A 20,755-nucleotide genomic window follows, 5' to 3' on the forward strand; every position below is an offset into this window, starting at 1 on the left:
CGGTATATGCCTATACGCAGGAAAGGCCAGGAATACACCCAGGTAATCCTGACCTTACCATTGTAGATTCATATGCTCATGACAGCTCAATCAGGACTGGATTCTTCCTGATTTCATAATAGAAAAATCCGGTCCTTCTATCTCCAAGAATACTGGTGTTGCGATGGTGCTTGCATTTCTGGCAGAGCTTGCGTGGCTGTTCTTCAAGACAGTCACTGATCATTGCATTAAATCCAAGCGGGAAGCAGAAGAGTTTTTTGGGGTTCCGGTATTGTGCCAGCTTCCAGTATTAGATAATGGCTCTGGCAAGAAAGGAAAGTAATGATATNGCATCAAAAACGAAGAGTCGGAATGCTCAGTCTTTCGCGCTGAATGAAGCTTTTTTAAGACTCAGATCCAATATTGAGTTTTCTGGCCTTGACAATGCAATTCAGGTAATCAATGTTGTCTCAACGGTCCCAAATGAAGGAAAAAGTACTGTATCCACCAACTTGGCAATCTCATTTGCCAAGAAGTACGATAAAGTTCTCCTGATTGATACAGACCTCAGAAATCCTTCCGTTCATAAGATGATTGGTACGACCAATGCAGACGGGCTTACCAATCTGCTAAAGAAGTATGATCCTTCGATTCCGGTGAACCAGTATCCGGAGATTCAGATATTCGGACTTGAGAATAATCGCACACTGTCCTTTCTTTCGGCAGGGACCAGAGTTCCGAATCCGCTGGAAGTGCTTGGTTCCAATCGTTTTCATGAACTGGTTGATTCTGCAAGGAAAATCTATGACATCATCATTATCGATTGCCCGCCATATGGAATTGTTTCAGACTGCATCCCGGTTTCCATGATCGCAGATGGAACCATCTATGTGGTTTCGGCAAAAGATACGGATAAGTATGCGGCAAGATCAGGTATGGAAGATCTGAAGCGGAATGGTGCACATATTATCGGTACGGTTCTTACAAAAGTCGAGAATATCGAGTCCGGCAAGTATGGATATGGAAGCTATTATGGCAATTATTATGGCGGAAACAGCTGATTCCTGTCTGTTTTTCTGATTTAGAACACCGCTTCCTGAAGAATTGTCCTGGCTGGTCAGGAAGCTTATGAAGTTTCAATTATAGGTAGACGTAAAGTGATGGGGGTAGCAATTCATGAATCGGGGAGAAAGACAAAAACAGATCGAAGATTTCAGAGGGGCCTGGCTTGCCAGAGTTGTAATTCTGGCAACTGATATTTTTTCGGTGGTTTTTTCTTACTTATTTGTACTCTGGCTCAGATATGACGCGGTATATTCTCATATCGAGCCGAAGTATCTGGTATGGTACTTGCAGTATCTGCCGATTAATCTGGTTGTCACGATTGGTCTGCTGCTGATTTTTCGAATGTACAGCAGTATCTGGCGCTTTGCAGGGGTCACGGAGATGGCCAGAACTGCACTCGCCGGTTTTCTTTCAGGGCTGATTCATATCATTTTCACGTTAGCAATCGGTCACCGGATGCCGATCAGCTACTATGTCTTTGGCTGGCTCACCATAGAAGTGATGATCATCGGAGTTCGGGTATCGTCCAGAATTTATCATTCCATCAGTGATGCACGGTCTAAGAAAAACGGGATCAATGTCATGGTAATTGGCGCCGGTGAGTCTGGAAGAATCATGATCCAGGAGATGCTGCGCAGTAATAAAACAGATCTGATTCCAGTCTGTGTAATTGATGATTCTCCGTCTAATCACGGGAAAGTGATTTCCGGAGTTCCGATTGTCGGAACTCGTAATGATATTCCCAATGCAGTAAAGAAGTATGGCGTGAAGCAGATTATCTTTGCAATTCCTTCTTTAGGTGCGAAGGAGCGGGCAGAGATCCTGAATATCTGTAAAAATACCAGATGTGAACTGAAGACAATTCCTGGTATTTATCAGCTTGTTAATGGAGAAGTCTCTCTTTCCAAGATCAGACCTGTTTCCGTGGAAGATCTTCTTGGCAGAGACCAGGTACATGTCAATAATGACGAAGTGTTCCAGATGCTTTATGGGAAAGTCATTCTGGTGACGGGCGGAGGAGGCTCCATCGGTTCAGAGCTTTGCCGGCAGATTGCCAAGCATCATCCGAAGCAGCTGATCCTCTTTGATATCTATGAGAATACGCTTTATGACATTCAGCAGGAATTGAAGTTTCATTATCCGGATCTGAACCTCGTTGCCCTGGTTGGCGATATGACAGATCGCATGAGAGTAAGAACGATTCTGGAGAAGTATCATCCGGACCTGATCTATCATGCTGCAGCGCATAAGCATGTTCCGCTCATGGAGGATTCCCCGAATGAAGCAATCAAGAATAACGTATTCGGAACGCTGATTCTCACAGAGGAAGCTGCGAGAGCTCATGTGAAGAGATTCCTTCTGATTTCTACGGACAAGGCTGTCAATCCGACCAATATTATGGGGGCTTCCAAACGTCTCTGCGAGATGATTATCCAGATGAGCAGCAGAAAATATCCCGAAACGGTTTTCATGGCGGTACGGTTCGGAAATGTTCTTGGCTCTAACGGTTCCGTAATTCCTCTGTTTAAGAAACAGATTGAAGCGGGTGGACCTGTTACGGTAACAGATAAGAATATCATTCGCTATTTCATGACGATCCCGGAGGCTGTTTCCCTGGTACTTCAGGCAAGCTATTATGCAAAGGGAGGAGAGATCTTTATTCTGGATATGGGAGAACCTGTCCGGATTGATGATATGGCAAGAAACCTCATCCGCCTTTCGGGGCTGACGCCTGATGTAGACATCAAGATTGTCTATACTGGATTACGTCCTGGCGAAAAACTATATGAAGAACTCCTGATGGATGAAGAAGGAATGACCAAGACCAGGAATGATCTGATTTATATAGGCCATCCGATTGCGATGAATGATGCATTATTCGAAAAACAGCTTGTCCAGCTGAATACCATCTGCCATTCCGAATCGGACAAAATAGAAGAATTTGTCAAGGAAGTGGTAAAGACTTATCATCCTTATCACGCGGAAGCTGCGCAATGAATCGGGAAACCTATCTGGAACGACTGGGAGCATTCCGTTCTTCTTGCCATGTATATCAATATGAGAAGGAACTCTCAGAAAAACTGCAGAAAGAAAATCCTGCTCTGATAGAGCAGATGCCAGAGGATCCGGACAGTTTCAGAATCGGATTAAGTGAAAACCTTGGGAGAGGTGACCTGGAGCTGCTGCAGTTTCTGAGAAAAGATATCCGGTTTGTAGATGCTACCTTTCAGATGATTGAGCAGGACTATCCTGATGCCAGAGAAATCATCTATGAAGTTTATATTAATCACAAAGGCCAGGAAGCCACTGCTCTGGAATTAGGACTGACCAGGAATCAAGTTCAATATATCAGTGAGAAATGCCTGCGCGAAGTTCTTGCGGTTTCATACCCGCCCGTTCAGAGAATACCTGCGGGCTTTGCAGGAACCGCCGGAGAATTCAAGAAGGAATGCCGGGACTATTTCTTTTATATCGGAAGAATCCAGGAACTTATTCGAGATCTTGATCAGACCGAATATCTTCGCCAGGATGTCACAGCAATTTCTTATATGAGAATTGGTCAGAGCCCGCAGCGAAAAGAAAAAAACCCGCTGCGTCTGCTCACTAGCAAGGAACGCCTTCAAGCAGAACTGGATGAACAGAAAGATCACGTAGACCAGGTGATCCAGGTACTGCGGAACATTCCTTTTTTTTCCTATTCCGGTATGATCTGGATGCTGTATGTTCAGAACAGGAGTTATTCAGAAATTGCAAAGCTTTATTCACTAAACAAAGATAACCTCGGAAGACAGATATCAGAGCAGTTCAGAAGAACAGTCTCAAGAAATGAATAATGGCCATTTTCAACAAAATGACTGACTTCTTACCAATTAATAAGGATATAATATACCCTGTTAACTGGTAAGTTGTCGCACGGGATATTAAGGCACCCGGTATTTCAAGGCCGGTAATAAAATTTCACACAAGATAATGGCTGAAAAACCTTGTATTTACTGGATTCCTTGTTCTGATTCACACAGAAAAATGAGGACTGTGGTGTCGAACCTCCCCTGAGTTTGGGAAATTACAACTGTAATAAACGAAATTTTACAGAACAGTCAGCCTGGGGTCTCGAGATTACGGTTCTGCAAGACTTGCAAAAGTGTAGGCTGAGCCTGAATTCCCTGATGGACACAGATGTTGTAAATAAGCGGTTTCGCGGGCTTTTAGAGTCTCTCTGAGGTACGAAGAGTTACGGTTTTGCAGGTGCGTTTTAGAAATACTTCCTACTGTAGATTTCAAAACCTACAACAAGAAGGTAAATACATCGACCGGAAGGAATACGGTTTTGTTAGTAGAAAGGCACCCTTGAGTTTTGCTTTTGTAAGACTGTTTCGGTTTTGTCAGTAGGGCAGGAGCGAAATGCAGGGGTGGTCTAAGGCGGGAAGGCTGTAAAATCAAGGCTTCGCGATTTTTTTCAAAACTGAAATACAGGGGGTGGTTGATATCTATTTTCAACATTTTTGAACCCCCTGAGTTACGGTTCTGACGAATGTAGAAAGTTTCAAATTATGGGGCTGCAAGATTTATGGTAGCGGTTTTCATCGACCATTGAATATTGAAACCTACATTGAAATTGCAAACAATCTTTTAGATGCCCACAGAGAGAATGGCGAGAGACTGCCTCGTGTGGTTATCGTGTCGGGCAATCACAGAGGGTAAATGAGAACTGGTGCCACTGTGGTTATCAGAGAACTTGAGAGTAAATCTCAATCCTTGGACATTCAGGAACAAACATTGATCACACCGGAGAGATGATCACAATCTCCCATATTTTTATATGAAGAAAGTCATATCAATTTAGTCAACCACACAGAGGGAGCCTATCTCTCTTTGTGATGAATATATAAGTTTCTGATCCCCAATCAAGAGAGATTAACCGGGTTTCAGGAAAGAAGAATAAGAAGGCAAGAAAGAAGAACATCATGAAAGACATTTCTGACATTAAACCATTTGAAAAAAAGGTTTGGCTCTCATCCCCAACTATGCACGGAGATGAGCTTAAGTACATCACTGAGGCTTACGAGACCAACTGGATGAGCACAGTCGGTGCGAATATTAACGAGGTGGAACGTCTCATCGCAGAGAAAGTTGGATGTAAGTATGCTGTGGCACTGAGTGCTGGTACAGCTGCGTTACACTTGGCAACCCGCTTAGCAGGGGAGAAGCTGTATGGAATCCATGTTGCGAATGAAGGAAGTCTCCATGGCCATAAAGTTTTTGCGTCAGATATGACTTTCGATGCGACTGTGAATCCTATCGCCTATGAAGGCGGGGAAGCTGTGTTCATCGACACAGAGCATGATACCTGGAACATGGACCCAGAGAGCTTGTCGAAGGCTTTCGAGATCTATCCGGAAGTAAAACTTGTCGTCGTAGCACACCTTTATGGCACGCCGGGCAAGATTGATGAAATCCGGAAGATTTGTGATGAACATGGTGCGCTGCTGGTTGAAGATGCAGCAGAGAGCTTGGGGGCGCAATACCTCTCTACATATTCACAGCAGCCTGATGAGGCTACAGGGCTTAGAAGCTTAGTGAAGAGTAGTTGGCGCGAAACTGGAACCTTTGGTGACTACAACGCTATTAGTTTTAATGGCAATAAGATCATCACAGGAAGTAGCGGGGGTATGTTCCTCACCGACTCCAAGGCTGACGCCGACAAAGTTCGGAAGTGGAGTACACAAAGTCGTGAAGCAGCTCCTTGGTATCAGCACGAAGAGATCGGATATAACTACCGGATGTCTAATGTGATCGCTGGTGTGGTTAGAGGACAGATTCCGTACCTTGAAAGTCACATTGAGCAGAAACGGGCTATCTACGAGAGATATAAAGAAGGACTTAAGGATCTGCCGGTTTCTATGAATCCATATGACGAGAGTAAGTCTAAACCTAACTTCTGGTTGAGCTGCCTGTTGATTGATAAAGATGCTATGGCCCCGAGTGTTCGTGGTGACAAGGACTACCTGTATCAGTCAGTCAGTGGCAAGAGTAGTCCTCAGGAAATTCTCGACATGATTGCCGCAATCAATGCGGAGGGACGTCCTATCTGGAAACCTATGCATGCTCAGCCGATATATCTGAGTCACGACTTTATTAATAGGAAGGGATCAGGGCGTGGACAGAGCAATGCGTACATAGACGAAGGAGAGAGCGTAGACGTTGGAATGGATATCTTCAGACGTGGTCTGTGCTTACCTTCAGACAACAAGATGACGGCAGAGGAACAGAAAAAGATTATTGAGGTTATTCATAGAGCGTTTGAGTGAGAATAGAGTGTGGTCAATAGATGCTTTAACGAAGTAATGCAGAGAAGTGTCTACGCAATATTAAGTTGTAAGCGTGGAGAGCGCTCGATAGTTACCAGATGACCACAGTGGCATAAGGGTAGTGGATGTACAGGTAAATCGGGTTAAAGATGACCACAGAGGAGAAACAAATAATTCATGTCAAAGAAGAAATTAAATATTGCAGCCGGGATTATTGTGGCTGGTATTGCCTCTGTGGCTACTGTAGCAGCAATTGCTGACCAGAGAGAACAGAGGAGAGCGAAGGCTGTTGCTGAACGCAATGGTGTGAAAATCCGTAAACCATCAAGCATTTATGAGCAATATGTTAAGCGTCCTCTTGATGCAGTTCTCTCAACAGGAGCGACTGTGGTTTTATCGCCAGTTCTCGGTATTACCGCTTTAACGGTGAAGAAGAAACTTGGATCACCGGTACTTTTTACACAGGAACGACCTGGTCAAATTGATTCAGCGACAGGGAAAGAGAAGATCTTTAAACTCTATAAGTTCCGAACGATGACAGATGAGAGAGATGAGGATGGTAATCTTCTCCCGGATGAAGTTCGTCTTACTAAGTTTGGAGCATGGTTACGTTCTACATCTCTTGATGAATTACCAGAACTCTTCAACATTATAAAAGGCGATATGGCCGTAATTGGGCCACGTCCGCAGTTGGTACGCGATATGGTTTTTATGACTGACGAACAGCGGCAGCGGCATAGCGTACGACCAGGGTTGTCTGGGTTAGCACAGGTCAGAGGGCGTAACGCTATATCGTGGGAAGGTAAGTTAAGCACTGATCTGGAGTATATAAAGAAGATCACCTTTACTGGTGATGCCAAGATAGTAGGAGAGACGATAAGCAAGGTCTTTGCTAAGGAGGGCATAACTGAAGAAGGTCAGGCAACTGCTCTCGACTTCGGTGATGAACTTCTTAAGGAAGGAAAAGTAGATCAGGATACCTATGATGAGAAACAGGCTGAGGCTAAAGAAATTTTGAAGGAGAAAGTTCAAGATTGTGTTCCAGGCTTGGTCTCTGTGATTATGCCTTCTTATAACACTGCACCATATATTGCCAAATCTATAGAATCGGTTCTTAGGCAGACATATCGAAATCTCGAGCTCATTATCGTGGATGATTGTTCCACAGATAATACGGATGAAGTCGTTGAATCTTTCTCAGATCCTCGAATCCATTACTTCCATAATGAAAAGAATTCCGGTGCAGCTGTAAGTCGTAATAAAGCACTTCGTGAAGCAAAAGGACAATGGATTGCCTTTTTAGATTCAGATGATCTGTGGGTGCCAGAGAAGCTGGAACGACAGATCGCTTTCATGGAGAAGAACGGATATAAGTTCTCATACACAGGATATCAGGAAATAGATGGGAACGGGCATGAAACAGGTGCCAAAATTTCCGGACCTAAGAAGATTACACACAGAGGCATGGTCGACTATTGCTGGCCTGGATGTCTCACAGTTATGTATGACTCAAGTGTGGTTGGGCTGATTCAGATTCCGGATATTAAGAAAAACAATGATTATGCTATGTGGCTTGAGGTCAGTAAAAAGGCCGACTGCTACTTCTTGCCAGAATTTCTAGCCAAGTATCGTCGGGGGCGAAGCGGAAGTGTAAGTACACACAGCATAAAGACTATGATTGGATGGCATTACAAACTCTGGCATGAGGCTGAAGGGGAGAATGCTATTCAATCTCTTTGGAACACAGGCAAAAATATGGTCTGCGGACTGTATAAGAAGAATAGATACGTAATCTCATAATAAAGAAATATAAATGTTTATATAGTTTGTTAAATATATGGTAGCACTGTTTCATTCAAATTAAAGAAAGAATATATTAGTTTTTTACAGTCCTGAAGTTAAAGTCTTTATGAGAATTAAGAAAGCTGAAACTATATGAATAGAGATGAAAATAATAAGGCTATTATCAGAATTCTGGGGGGTGGCAATACTATAACCACGCTATTGTACCTAAAACTGCTCCTGATGAATATNCAGATGTTAAGGCCTTACATATGCTTAATATTTGGAAAATCAGAGACTTTAGAAAAGCTTTCTTTATAGAATACACTTCAAATTTTGATTGTAAAAGGGACACCGGATGGTGGTACTGTATAAAGGAATCTCCATACATATTTGAGGAATTAAAACCCAAACGAAAAAAGAATATACGAAGAGCACTAAAGCATGTTAATGTCAACAGAGAAAGTATTTTGGATTGCCTAGAAGAACTTTATAACGTATATAGAAAAGCTGAAGCTGGGTATGAAAATACTGATAATAATGTATCTAAAGATGAATTTTTAAAGACTTATAAAGGACTTGCAAATGAAAAAAATAAAGAGTTATGGACAGGAAGAAGTGTAGAAGATAATTCTTTACTAGGATATATGGTCTGCACTGTTCATAGTTATTATGTTGAAACGAATGTTGCTAAATATGATCCAGATGTTATGAATTTAGGCGCGAGTAACGCAATTAATCATATTATTTTGGAAGAATACCTTAATAAAGCTGAAAAGAAGTATATTAATTCAGGATCTAGGAATATTAATCACAAGACAAATTCTATGGATTACAAGATTGATACATTTAATTATAGAAAGGCGTTTTGCTGTCTGCACTTAATATATCGTCCTGGCTTTAATGCAGTTGTTCATGTATTATACCCCTTTAGAAATATTCTTATGAAATTCGATAATAACACATTTGTTCACCATGTAAATGCTGTTATGAAGTTAGAAGGAATAAGGAGAAAATGCAAAGGAAATATGTATAAAGATATTTAATTTTTGGCTTATACCAGCGAGTTGGTGATTTTCTCCCGCACTGTACCTAAAGGAGTACAGTGCATAGGGATGATTGGCTTAGACTGCCTGTAGAGAGGAAGATAGCCATGTCTGATACCGAAGATCTTGAGAAGATTACCAGCATTTATTCAACCTTGTATCCATACCAGAAGGAAAAACTTCTGTCCGATCTGGAGAATTGTACTGTCCTGAACAATGCTTCCCGGAGCTACTGTATCAAGGTTTGTCCGAAGTGCGGTTCTGAGACCCCCAACTGGACCAGAGGCGGCAGAGCAAACACCGGAAAAAAGATGTTTGTATGCCATTCATGCAATCATAGGACCGTGATCGACTATGGGCAGCTCACTTACTACTCTCTCAGCAGGACCGTTCGAAATGGGATCAGCTGATCAAGGACACTTTTCAGTAGGTTCCGATTCAGAAGACTGCTGAGAGCCTTGGCATCAGCACTTATACCGTCTGGAGAATGCGCATGAAGCTTCTCCACGCCCTGGAATCCATTGCCAGTGAAACAGTGGTTTCCGATGAAGTAGAGATGGATGAAAAATACCTTGTGAACAGCCATAAAGGCGAAAAACGTGATGAAATCAAGCCACGTCATAGAGGAGAAAAGGCCTCAAATCGTGGCCTTTCCAGTGAACAGATATGTCTGCTTACCGCAGTGCAGAGATAAGGAGATACAGTGCTCAAGGCAACGAACTGTGCCGTTCCGAAATCGGAAGATATCGAAAAATTCAGAAGAAGCTTTCTGGGAACTGCCTTGTCTGGATAGATGGCAAGACCGCATATCAGAGGATCCTGAATCAGAAGAACTGTGAGTTTCGAGTATTAGGAGACCATAAGACCTATACCTCCGTAGACCATCTGAATCATGTCAATTCTTTCCACTCCAAGATTGACGAATGGAATCGCAAGTACAGAGGAGTGGCAACAAAGTACATCAATCGGTACGCTGCACTGCTGGTAACAGTTCGGAATATGCAGGATTGGCTGCTGATGAAGTTCTGCTGAAGGTTAGAACTATACTCAGCAATGTCTCGGGCTTCTTCAGAATCTGTGATATGAAGACTTCGGACTTGTTTGCTTATTAGTCTAGATCACCAGCCTGCAAATTAAGCCTAATTTTTACAGTGGAAATTTAAGATGACAAAAATATGCTGCTTAATTCTTAACTATAATGATTCTGACACAACTATTCAGTTGTTAGATATACTCATGAATTATGAGGCAATATATAAAATAGTTGTCGTTGATAATTGCTCCTCAGATGATTCTTTCAAGAAATTATCTGGCTATCACAATGAGAAAATTGTATTGTTGCGAGCAGATAAAAATGGAGGATACGGTTATGGTAATAATTACGGAATTAAATATATTTGTGAGGTCCTTCATGCTGCCTACTTCATTTTGATGAACCCTGATACTTTGATTACTGAGCAAACAATTATTAAGCTTGTGGATTTTTTAGATAGTAATCGCGAATATGTGCTGGCTGCTCCTGTTCAAAGGCTAAAAAGTCAGCAGGGCGAAATTGCATTCCCCTGGAAACTGGGATCAGTATGGAACGGAATTTTCACCAATAGTATATTTATATCGAAACTTTTCCATTTAGATTTAAGGTATAAGCAATCTGATATAGAGGAGAATACTGTATTAGACGTAGACGTTGTTCAAGGAGCTTTGTTTGCTGCAAACACGGAGTTCATGTACAAATATGGAAAATATGACGAGAATATTTTTCTTTACAATGAAGAAGAGTGTATTGCACAGAAAATAAAGAAAAACAAGAGAAAAAGTGCATTGCTTTGTAAAGAAATCTATATTCATAATCATTCCACGTCTATTAATAAAAGCATAAAATCATTAGTTAAGCAAAAAAAAATAAAGGAACAATCTCGAAAAATATATTTAGAAAAGTACTATACTATGAGCCTCTTTCAAAAAATAGTGATGCAAATTATTATGAAGATTGGAATAGCAGAAATAAGAATTTATAGTGCTATTAGGAAAATATAATGTACATTGTGTATTTATTATTATCATTAATTGAGTATGCGTTTGCTTTAAATGCTTTTAAAAAGAAAATAAATCCTGTATCTATCTATCTTATTATTTGGAATATAATGATTGGATTGTATGAAACACATTGGGTTAGATATAATGAAATTACAATGTTTTGCTGGTTCACTGTAATTGTTTTCCAGTTCATATTTTTTATATCTTGTATTTTTGGAAGCAAATGCATCTTTACAAGAAATGGAAGAAGTAATGACGTCACACTTGATGACAAGACTTTGCTTAAAGGAATACTTATTTTAACTGTAATAGCGTCTTTTGCAATAATCCCCAATTTTGTAAACTTCATTCATAAATATTCTTTTAACTTTATGGATGAAATGAATCAAGTTTATCAAGATAGATTAACAGGAAATCGTGGATTTGAAATGATCCCGTATTTAGGGACACTGGTTTCCGTAGCTGTATTATTGTCGGGAATTTATTTTAGAAAATTTGGTTTTAATAAATGGTTGCTTTTTCCTCTTTTAATGTCACTTTTGGATACGTTACCAGGTGGAGGAAGATCAGGGGTTATTATTGAACTGTTATTGTTTCTTATGCCGGTTTTACTCTTTGGAAAAGTTAAGAGTAATGAAAGCTCGAAGATGAAGAAGAGAAACATAATCTTGATTTTAATAGCTGTAGTTGTTCTTGTAGTAGTTTTTTGGCAGATGTCATCTGTTAGAAGCCGTTGGATGACAACTGATCAATATATGAGTCCTACTATGGTAAAACTTTTTAGAATAAGCCCTGCTATATATAAAACTTTTTTATATATTACAGAACCGTTCGTTACTTTGAGCGAGTATTTAAAAGACCAAACATTCCAATTCGGCATAAATACTTTTGGTATGTTTTACAATATTTTGAATAAAATAGGGTTTAACCTGCCATATGAAAGATATCAAACGGCATATTATGTTCCAATGGAGTGTAATGTTGCTACTTATATAAGAGAAATTATTCAGGACTTTACATACTTTGTTGCTCTTTTTGTTACTGCATTTTTAGGTCTACTTTCAGGGACCACATTTATTAGTACCCGATATAAATTGGATGATATATCAGAAGCAAGGTGCTCAATTCTTGGCACTATTATAACATTATCATTTTTTATGTTTTTCCTTAGAGAAACGGTTTTTTGGGTCTTAGTTATAATAACGCCCATATATTTAAAAATATTAAGTCAACATAAGTATGCTATTCAGATCGGAAGCAATGCGGAGTAGTTGTATGAATAATATTAGAATTAAATCAGTGACGAATGTTAGAGGTTTTATACGGGATCTCTTTCAAGAAGATTACAATAATTTGAAGTTTGAATATGATGAAAATCGAGCTTATGAAACCAACAGCAAGGGAAAAGTCATAATATCAAATTTAATAAAGGCTCCTATATTTGACTTGTTGGGTATTTTTCAAGTAGTAAAAACGGATGATACTGATAATGTAGATGCTTTTTTTAGCTATAATCGATTTCTTTCATCAACAAAGCCTTATGTTATTTATTTGGAAAATCCCTTAGCACCTGTGCATTACTGTATTAATCGCCCAAATTCATTATTCAGTAGAGAAAAACTAAAAAAGGTATTTGCAGACAAAAATCTAAAAACTATTGTCTGCTTGTCTAAGGCTTGTAAAAATACAATTTCTAATTTCTATGATATTGATGATCATGTGAATGTTGAACAGATTTATCCACTTGTTAGAACTAGAAAAAAAATTGATGAATCAATAATTAAAAAGAAATCACAAAATAAAAGGCTTAAGTGCCTTTATATATCTTCTGAATTTGAACTGAAGGGCGGAGAGGATATTTTAAAAGCATTTGGTAAATTAGATGAGTCTAAGTTTGAACTATTGATAATAACAAAAAGAGAGACGGTTCGTGAAGAAGATTTATTTAAAATTAATAAGCTCGCAAATGTAACAATAAGGGAATTTAACTTGTCAAAAGACGAACTTGCAGATGTTTATTTAGAAAGCAATGTTTTACTAAATCCTACGAGACAAGATTCATTTTCACTCGTTGTTTTAGAAGCAATGAAGTATGGCAATATGGTTTTATCCTCTGACTTGTATGCAATACCAGAAATGGTCATTGATAATAAAACCGGTTTTTTGGTTAATAATATAAGATACAGATTTTTTAATGAGAATAAAATGCCAAACCCTAGTGTTTGGAATCATAGGAAGAAAACAATATATTCTAGCTTTATTGATGATAATGTTGTCAGCTTCCTTATTGATAAGTTGAATTATGTAGAACATAATAGAGAAGAGTTAACTCGTCTTTGTCTTAATTCTTTTAAACAATCAAATTCTGGTGAATTTAATTGTGATTATATTAAAAACAAATGGGAAGATGTTTATATTAATGCTGTTGGGAAATGCTAAATGAATATTTTGATTATTGATCCATCAGGAACAATAAATTATTGCAATGGCCTTTCTTCTGCCCTTGCTAATAAAAATCAAGTAAAAGTGATTGCAAGAGACAATTATAATGGGAATGACCCTAGGATTAGTGTCGAAAAGGCATTTATTCTTTCCGAGGGGGATAAAATCAAAAAGGGATTTTCTTACATTAAAGGTTGGAATAGAGTCCTTAAAACTGTACGAAGTGAGAAATATGATGTTATACATATCCAGTGGCTTTTAGTGTATGATATTGATATTTTTTATTTAGGAATATTAAAACATTATTGCCAAAATATTGTTTATACAGCACACAATGTTTTGCCGCATGTCAACGGGAATAAAAGTATCAAGCAGCTAAATAAAATATATTCTTTAGTTGATAAAATAATTGTGCATGGTGAATCTCTTAGAAGTGACTTGTTAAATGCCTTTCCAGAGATTCCTCATAATAAGATCTTTATTCAGAGACATGGAGCTGACATTCGTGTAATATCGCAGGATGTGCCTGAAAAACTAGTGGACAATAATGTATTAAATTTTCTTAGTTCTAAACAGGGAAGACATTTTTTGTACTTAGGAGTAATTTTTGAGAATAAGGGAATAGATAGGCTTATAAGATTCTGGGATAAATATGCAAGCCAATTCCCAGATGACTGTCTTATAATTGCTGGAATGCCTAGTGATAAAGCATATATGGAGAAAATAGAACCTTTTGTAAAAAATGTCTCTAAAAAGGACAATTTTCTCTTTATACCACATAAAATAGATAATTACACTCATGATTATTTATATTTGCATTCTGATCTTATATTATTACCTTATCGTCATGCGAGTATGAGTGGAGTGATTTTTGATGCGGCTCTTTTTTCAAAAACAGTTCTGACAACGCAGACTGGTTGTATAGGTGAATATCTTGAGAAAGATTATGATAGCTTTTTGACTGAGAACAGTTATGAAGCCTATGCAAATCAGTTATTATCTATTCTCAATACATCAAGTAAAGAGGAATTGAATGATATGGGGAAAAAATTGCATAGCGATATTTATGAAAAATATAATTGGAATGTGATCGCTGAGCAATTATTGGCAGAAGTTTATTAATTATGAAAAAAGTTAAATCTTTAAAAGTCAATGTTGTGCTTAACACCATAAAAACATTGATGAATATTATTTTCCCTCTCATCACCTTTCCATATGTCACTAGAATTCTAGGTGTTAATAACATCGGAAAAGTGAACTACGCACAATCAATTGTTTCATATTTTTCGTTAATTGCTGCATTGGGAATCACGACATATGCGACTCGAGAAGGCTCCTCCATTAGAGACGACAAAAATAAACTAGGCACCTTTGCTAACCAGGTTTTTTCTATTAATGTTTTAACTTCGTGCATTGCATATGTCGCTCTTTTTATTTGTATTGCCTTTATACCGCAATTTCATAATTATTCTTTAATTATTCTTATTTTATCATTAACTATCATTGCGACTACTCTTGGCATCGATTGGGTTAACAATATCTTTGAAGATTTTTATTATATTACAGTAAGAAGTATTTTTGTACAGATTATTAATCTTATATTACTTTTTATTTTTATTCATCAACAGACGGATTTTTATAAGTACGCTTTTTTAATTGTATTTACGCAAATGATTACCGCCGTTATGAATTTCGTTTATTGTCGGCGATATTGCAAAATAAGACTAACTAAGAGGCTGAATCTTTCGAAACATTTAAAGCCAATGCTTGTTTTGTTTGCAAATAATGTTGCTGTTACTATCTATTGTAGCGCCGATCAAACAATGCTTGGCTTAATGTCTGGTGATTATTATGTCGGTTTATATGCTGTTGCTGTTAAAGTATATTCGATGATTAGAAGTCTTATATCTTCAGTATTTACGGTTTGTATTCCGAGACTTTCTACTTATGCAGGAAAGAATCAGATGGACAAATTCTTGCATCTTATTAATTCAATTTTTAGTTGTCTGCTAATTATTGTTATACCAATGTCTGTTGGTTTAATATGTTTAGCCAAACCGATTGTTATTGTATTATCCGGGGTAAATTATATTGATGCTATCCCTACACTGCAAATTCTGAGCGTTGCTTTGGATTTTGCTATCTTTGGAGGAATTGTTACTAATTGTATAAACATTCCTTTAAAACGTGAAAATACAAATCTTGTTGCTACATCAATAGCTGCAATAGCTAATATTGCTTTAAACATAATTGCAATAGGAATCATGCAGCAAAATGGAGCTGCAATAACCACAGCGCTTGCCGAAGCAATTGTTACTATTATTTGTTTTCTTGTGCATCGAGATACTATTAATTTTTTTAAATTTTCTCTGTTTTGGAAACAGCTAATTGAATCTTTATTAGGAGGCTTTTTGGCTTTTGCGGTTTGCAGGATTGTTTCTTTATTTATAAGCCATAATCTTCTTATTTGCTTATTTAGCTTTGTAATCTTTAGCTCTTTATATTTGCTTTTATTACTGTTGTTTAAAGAAAAATATGTATATTCAATTTTCAATTTTATAAGGAAAAGGAATATTAAATGATAATTACTAGAACACCTTTCCGCATGTCTTTTTTTGGCGGTGGAACAGATATAAAGGATTTTTTCACAAAGTATGGTGGAGCAGTTATTTCAACAACATTTGATAAATATTGTTATGTAACTGTTCGCCATCTTCCGCGGTTCTTTGAATATTCTACAGAACTTTCATACGCGAAAACTGAGCGGGTTACTGAAATCAATGAAATTCAACATCCAGCAATTCGTAATGCCATGAAGATGTTGGATATGCACGAAATTCGTCTCACATATGAGGCAGATCTTCCGGCACGTTCTGGGTTGGGCACCAGTTCTTCCTTTGCTGTGGGCATGCTTAATGCTTTCTATGCACTAAAGGGAAAATACGCTGATAAGAAAAAACTGGCTGATGAAGCAATTCATCTCGAGCGTGATCTTTGCGCAGAAGCGGGTGGATGGCAGGATCAAATTGCTGCTTCATTTGGCGGATTTAACTGTATTAACTTTAACAAAGATGGTACCTATGATGTGCTTCCAGTGATTATTAGTCCTGAAAGAAAAAAGCAGCTAGACGATAATCTCTTGATGTTTTTCACTGGCTTTACCAGATTCTCTTCAGACGTCCAGAAGTCGAATGAAAAAGGTTACCACGATAAAACGAGGCAACTCCTTGAAATGCTCGAACTTGTGGATGAAGCAGAAGATGTGCTTGTGAATAAATCTAGGGTTTTGGATGATTTCGGTCGCTTACTTGATCATACCTGGAAGTTGAAAAGGCAAACTGGTGGAGCAATCACAACAGATTCTATTGATGCGCTTTACCAGCGAGGTATAGATGCCGGTGCTCTTGGCGGTAAGCTTCTGGGAGCTGGTGGCGGCGGTTTCCTTGTTTTTTATGTGACACCAGATAAACAACAGGCTGTAAAAGAGGCAATGAAGGAGCTTCTTTATGTGCCGTTCCATTTTGAAGATGGTGGGACCAGAGTTATTTATTACAACCCTGAATCTTATGTACCAAAGGAAGAAACAGAATGAAAACAGTAATAATGGCCGGTGGTCGAGGAACAAGAATATCAGAACTGTTCCCAGATATACCGAAGCCCTTAATCCCAATAGATGGTTTGCCAGTCCTAGAAAGGGAGATTTGTTCCCTTCGTGATCAGGGCTTTAAGGATATCATTCTCACTGTTTCTTACAAGGCTGACCAGATAATTGATTATTTCGAAGATGGTCAGAAACTAGGCGTAAATATTTTTTATTTCGAAGAAGAAACCCCCCTTGGAAATGCCGGCGCTCTTGTGAAGATGAGAGCGAATGGTACGTTGGAAGGTGATTTTCTTCTTCTTAATGCTGACAGCATATTTGACATAGCTTTTAATCGATTCGTAGATTACCACAAAGAGAAAAAAGCCTTAGTTACTCTTTTTACACATCCTAACTCACATCCTTATGATTCGGGCCTGATTATCGCAGATAAAGAAAAGAGAGTGGAGCAGTGGCTCACAAAAGAAGATAAACGACCTGAATGGTACAAGAACCGTGTCAATGCAGGATTGCATGTCATAAATGCATCTGTGCTGGATGGATTCGTTGATAGGGCCGATGCGATAGGTACAACCGATGATTCCACGGGAAAGATAATAAAGATTGACCTTGATCGGCAGATTCTAAAGCCACTGTGCGGTAGTGGGCAGATGTTCTGCTATGACAGTCCAGAATATGTGAAGGACATGGGGACTCCCGAGCGTTATGAAGCAGTATGCCGGGATTTTAAATCTGGTGTGGTCACAGCTAAGAATCTCAAGAATAAGCAGAAGGCAATCTTCTTAGATCGCGATGGAACGATAAACAAATATGTCGGATTCCTTCGAAATATTGATGAGTTTGAGCTATTACCGGGAGTAGCCGAGGCTATAAAAATAATTAATAACACTGGTTATCTTGCAATAGTAGTGACGAATCAGCCTGTTATCGCCAGAGGCGAGGTTACATTCGAGCAGCTAGATGAGATCCATAACAAGATGGAAACTCTCCTTGGTCAAGAGGGTGCATACTTGGACGCTATTTATTTCTGCCCGCATCATCCTGATAAGGGGTATGAAGGTGAGATCCCAGAGCTCAAGATTGATTGTGATTGCAGAAAGCCAAAGCCAGGTATGCTGCTGAAAGCGGCGAAGGAATTTAACATCGACTTAAGTGAATCTTGGATGGTTGGAGATGGGAAGAACGACATACTGGCGGGTAAGAATGCTGGATGTAAAACGGCTTTAATCGGGACAGAGGATTGCGGACAGGATGAGACAGTTGATTCTCTTCAATCATTTACAAGGACTTTTCTGCACTGAGCAGAACAATTGATCGGAAGTGTAGTTAATGAATAAACAATTAGAAATATTGGTGAACAGATATCCACAGCTTTCTGTGTGTGCTGATGACATTCAGAAGGCTTATGAATTTATGGAAGATTCCTATTCTAATGGTGGCAAATTACTTGTTGCCGGAAATGGCGGATCTGCAGCAGACTCGGAGCACATAGTTGGCGAGCTGATGAAAGGATTCAAGAAAGCACGAACTCTGGATGATGAGTATCAAGAGAAACTTAAAGCAGAGAATAAGGAATTAGGAACTGTTCTTGCTGATAAACTTCAGGGCGCATTACCAGCTATTGCTTTGGACGGTCATCCGGCGTTGACCACAGCTTATATGAATGATGATGAACCGCTTCTTACATTTGCCCAGCAGGTTAACGGTTACGGTAAGGAAGGAGATATATTTCTCGGTATCTCTACATCTGGAAATAGCAAGAATGTTCTTTATGCGGCAATAGTTGCAAAGGCAAAGGGACTTCACGTGGTTGGCTTGACAGGCCAGAAAGACTCGAAGCTGAAAGACATCGCAGATGTTACCATACAGGTTCCACAGACTGAGACATACATGATTCAGGAATTACATCTTCCAGTATATCATTGCTTATGTCTCATGCTGGAAGATAGGTTTTTCTCAAATTAATAATTGTGTATGACCCACGAACAGACTCTATCTTTCCACGATGACAAGCTTATTGTCCACTGGGATTCTGAGAAAGATTCGATCAATTATCATTCTCACCATATACACCTTTATTTCGCGGCCTACACATTCTTCGATGAGAATCTCGCTGAGATCTACGATGAAGGGAACTCAAGTGTTGATCCATCCAATCTGGATAATACAGAACACAGACTAGCGATAATCGGATACATTCGGGACGTCCCTTTCTACGTCGCATATATTGTGGAAGATGATGGTTCAGAAGGGAACATACCAGCTGTGCGTATCTATTCTGCACGGTTTGCGACGAAGAACGAACTAAACATATGTAAGAACCGTATACGTCGGCACAAGCGGTAATTGATAAACAGGAAGGAGGACCGTGCTATATGGGGAAACACAACATTGTGAAAGTCGATATGGCATCTGGCAGTCGCTCCTATAATCGGTTCGAATTGCAGACGAGCCAAAGCCTACATATGGCGTTGCAGCTATATGATGAGGTTAATTTCCTTCTTATCATGGATCATTATGATGACATTACGATCTTTGACCTAGACTCAGAACCTCTTGCTGTTAGCTATTATCAAGTGAAAACAAGCAATCATACGGTCACAATTGATTCTGTGATAAAAAACGAGTGGATTAGTAAGCTTTATGAGCAGTTAAAAAGGCCAAATGATTGGATTGTGCGGGAAATAGGACTTATTACGAATATGCCTATTTCTGTGAAGTTCGATGTACCAACCGAAAAAGGAAAAACTATTCATCGAAGCGATGATTTAACAGCACCTAAAACAGAATTTTCAAGTCTTTATCAGACAGTGCAGGATAAGATTAAAGCTGATATTTCTGCAAAGTGTAATATTCCAGTAGAGAATATTGACATATCAAAGTTCGCGCATCTTCACACAACGCTTACCATAGAACGCCATCGTGATCTGGTAGAGCATGAGATGACGAACTTTCTTTATGATAAATATCCAGAAATTAAGATAGATACCGTTAAAGCAATATATAGATCTGTCGTTGAAATTCTTACAAGACAGCAGAGTAATGAGCGAATTCCTGCAAACGCCTCTTTTGAGGACGTTAAAAAATATAAAGGCTTTTCCAAGGGCGAATTTAAACGAATAATAGATAGAGCAATTTTGTTCTCAATTCCTGAAATTGAAGATGTTCTTAAATATATTGGGATAGGCATGAGGGACAAAGAAAGCATGCCTGTTGGATGGGCTTATTCTCGTATTATTAGCGATAGTGGAAAGCGTGGAAATGAATCTTTTTCTGCTCTTTTCAGGAATACTATTGAGAAGATTAGAATAAAACCATATAAAGGGATCGGGAGTCCCTGGGAATATGCGCATGAAATAGAGCAAGAAGTCATAAAGAATGACCCTATGCTGTGTGTGCCATATACTGATGATTACATTTCTGTTCTAGTTATTTGTCTTATGATAAATATATCGCGTGCTCAGATATCATTATCAAAAGATAGCAATCAGTAA

19 protein-coding genes are annotated in these 20,755 nt (G+C 38.8%); all 19 read left to right on the top strand.

What is annotated here, in order from left to right:
- Window positions 1–296 precede the first annotated feature (296 nt).
- The gene (locus FYJ51_RS11565; protein ID WP_154505765.1) at window positions 297–1,040 is read left to right on the top strand and encodes a CpsD/CapB family tyrosine-protein kinase; all 744 of its coding nucleotides are present in this window, start codon (window positions 297–299) and stop codon (window positions 1,038–1,040) included.
- Window positions 1,041–1,155: 115 nt separating this feature from the next.
- Complete coding sequence (locus tag FYJ51_RS11570; protein WP_154505766.1) at window positions 1,156–3,042, top strand: polysaccharide biosynthesis protein; 1,887 nt, start codon at window positions 1,156–1,158, stop codon at window positions 3,040–3,042.
- Window positions 3,039–3,878 (top strand): hypothetical protein, encoded by an 840-nt coding sequence (locus tag FYJ51_RS11575; RefSeq protein WP_154505767.1) that lies wholly within the window; start codon window positions 3,039–3,041, stop codon window positions 3,876–3,878. The genes FYJ51_RS11570 and FYJ51_RS11575 overlap by 4 nt, the downstream gene beginning before the upstream one ends.
- A gap of 1,131 nt (window positions 3,879–5,009) precedes the next feature.
- Entirely contained in the window at window positions 5,010–6,353 is a 1,344-nt protein-coding gene (locus tag FYJ51_RS11580) for a DegT/DnrJ/EryC1/StrS family aminotransferase (RefSeq protein ID WP_154505768.1), read from the top strand.
- Window positions 6,354–6,530: 177 nt separating this feature from the next.
- The gene (locus FYJ51_RS13880; RefSeq protein ID WP_154505769.1) at window positions 6,531–8,153 is read left to right on the top strand and encodes a sugar transferase; all 1,623 of its coding nucleotides are present in this window, start codon (window positions 6,531–6,533) and stop codon (window positions 8,151–8,153) included.
- Window positions 8,154–8,407: 254 nt separating this feature from the next.
- Window positions 8,408–9,181, top strand: a complete 774-nt coding sequence (locus FYJ51_RS11590; protein ID WP_154505770.1) for a hypothetical protein — start codon at window positions 8,408–8,410, stop codon at window positions 9,179–9,181.
- Window positions 9,182–9,288: 107 nt separating this feature from the next.
- Window positions 9,289–9,591 carry a hypothetical protein gene (locus FYJ51_RS11595; RefSeq protein WP_154505771.1) on the top strand — a complete coding sequence of 101 codons (303 nt, stop codon included), beginning with the start codon at window positions 9,289–9,291 and terminating at the stop codon, window positions 9,589–9,591.
- An 83-nt stretch (window positions 9,592–9,674) separates the two neighbouring features.
- Window positions 9,675–9,875 (top strand): hypothetical protein, encoded by a 201-nt coding sequence (locus FYJ51_RS11600; RefSeq protein WP_154505772.1) that lies wholly within the window; start codon window positions 9,675–9,677, stop codon window positions 9,873–9,875.
- A complete protein-coding gene (locus tag FYJ51_RS11605) occupies window positions 9,848–10,213 on the top strand; it encodes a hypothetical protein (RefSeq protein ID WP_154505773.1) in 366 nt (121 codons plus the stop codon). The genes FYJ51_RS11600 and FYJ51_RS11605 overlap by 28 nt, the downstream gene beginning before the upstream one ends.
- 132 nt (window positions 10,214–10,345) lie before the next feature.
- Window positions 10,346–11,218, top strand: coding sequence for a glycosyltransferase family 2 protein (locus tag FYJ51_RS11610; protein ID WP_154505774.1), 873 nt, complete (start codon window positions 10,346–10,348; stop codon window positions 11,216–11,218).
- Entirely contained in the window at window positions 11,218–12,489 is a 1,272-nt protein-coding gene (locus tag FYJ51_RS11615) for an oligosaccharide repeat unit polymerase (protein WP_154505775.1), read from the top strand. Before FYJ51_RS11610 ends, FYJ51_RS11615 begins: the two co-directional genes overlap by 1 nt.
- A gap of 4 nt (window positions 12,490–12,493) precedes the next feature.
- A complete protein-coding gene (locus FYJ51_RS11620) occupies window positions 12,494–13,657 on the top strand; it encodes a glycosyltransferase family 4 protein (protein WP_205946315.1) in 1,164 nt (387 codons plus the stop codon).
- Window positions 13,658–14,782 (top strand): glycosyltransferase family 4 protein, encoded by a 1,125-nt coding sequence (locus FYJ51_RS11625; protein ID WP_154505777.1) that lies wholly within the window; start codon window positions 13,658–13,660, stop codon window positions 14,780–14,782. It abuts the gene before it with no gap.
- Window positions 14,783–14,784: 2 nt separating this feature from the next.
- The gene (locus FYJ51_RS11630) at window positions 14,785–16,242 is read left to right on the top strand and encodes a flippase (protein ID WP_154505778.1); all 1,458 of its coding nucleotides are present in this window, start codon (window positions 14,785–14,787) and stop codon (window positions 16,240–16,242) included.
- On the top strand, window positions 16,239–17,252 hold the full coding sequence (locus FYJ51_RS11635; RefSeq protein ID WP_154505779.1) for a GHMP family kinase ATP-binding protein: 1,014 nt from the start codon (window positions 16,239–16,241) through the stop codon (window positions 17,250–17,252). The genes FYJ51_RS11630 and FYJ51_RS11635 overlap by 4 nt, the downstream gene beginning before the upstream one ends.
- Window positions 17,249–18,562 (top strand): D-glycero-beta-D-manno-heptose 1,7-bisphosphate 7-phosphatase, encoded by a 1,314-nt coding sequence (gene gmhB / locus FYJ51_RS11640; RefSeq protein WP_154505780.1) that lies wholly within the window; start codon window positions 17,249–17,251, stop codon window positions 18,560–18,562. Before FYJ51_RS11635 ends, gmhB begins: the two co-directional genes overlap by 4 nt.
- A 28-nt stretch (window positions 18,563–18,590) precedes the next feature.
- The gene (locus FYJ51_RS11645) at window positions 18,591–19,226 is read left to right on the top strand and encodes a D-sedoheptulose-7-phosphate isomerase (RefSeq protein ID WP_154505781.1); all 636 of its coding nucleotides are present in this window, start codon (window positions 18,591–18,593) and stop codon (window positions 19,224–19,226) included.
- A gap of 9 nt (window positions 19,227–19,235) precedes the next feature.
- Window positions 19,236–19,607: a BrnT family toxin gene (locus FYJ51_RS13965; protein WP_154505782.1), complete on the top strand. Its 372-nt coding sequence runs from the start codon at window positions 19,236–19,238 to the stop codon at window positions 19,605–19,607.
- A gap of 29 nt (window positions 19,608–19,636) precedes the next feature.
- Entirely contained in the window at window positions 19,637–20,755 is a 1,119-nt protein-coding gene (locus FYJ51_RS11655; RefSeq protein ID WP_154505783.1) for a dsDNA nuclease domain-containing protein, read from the top strand.

The organism is Stecheria intestinalis, from assembly GCF_009696165.1.
Lineage (GTDB): Bacteria > Bacillota_I > Bacilli_A > Erysipelotrichales > Erysipelotrichaceae > Bulleidia > Bulleidia intestinalis.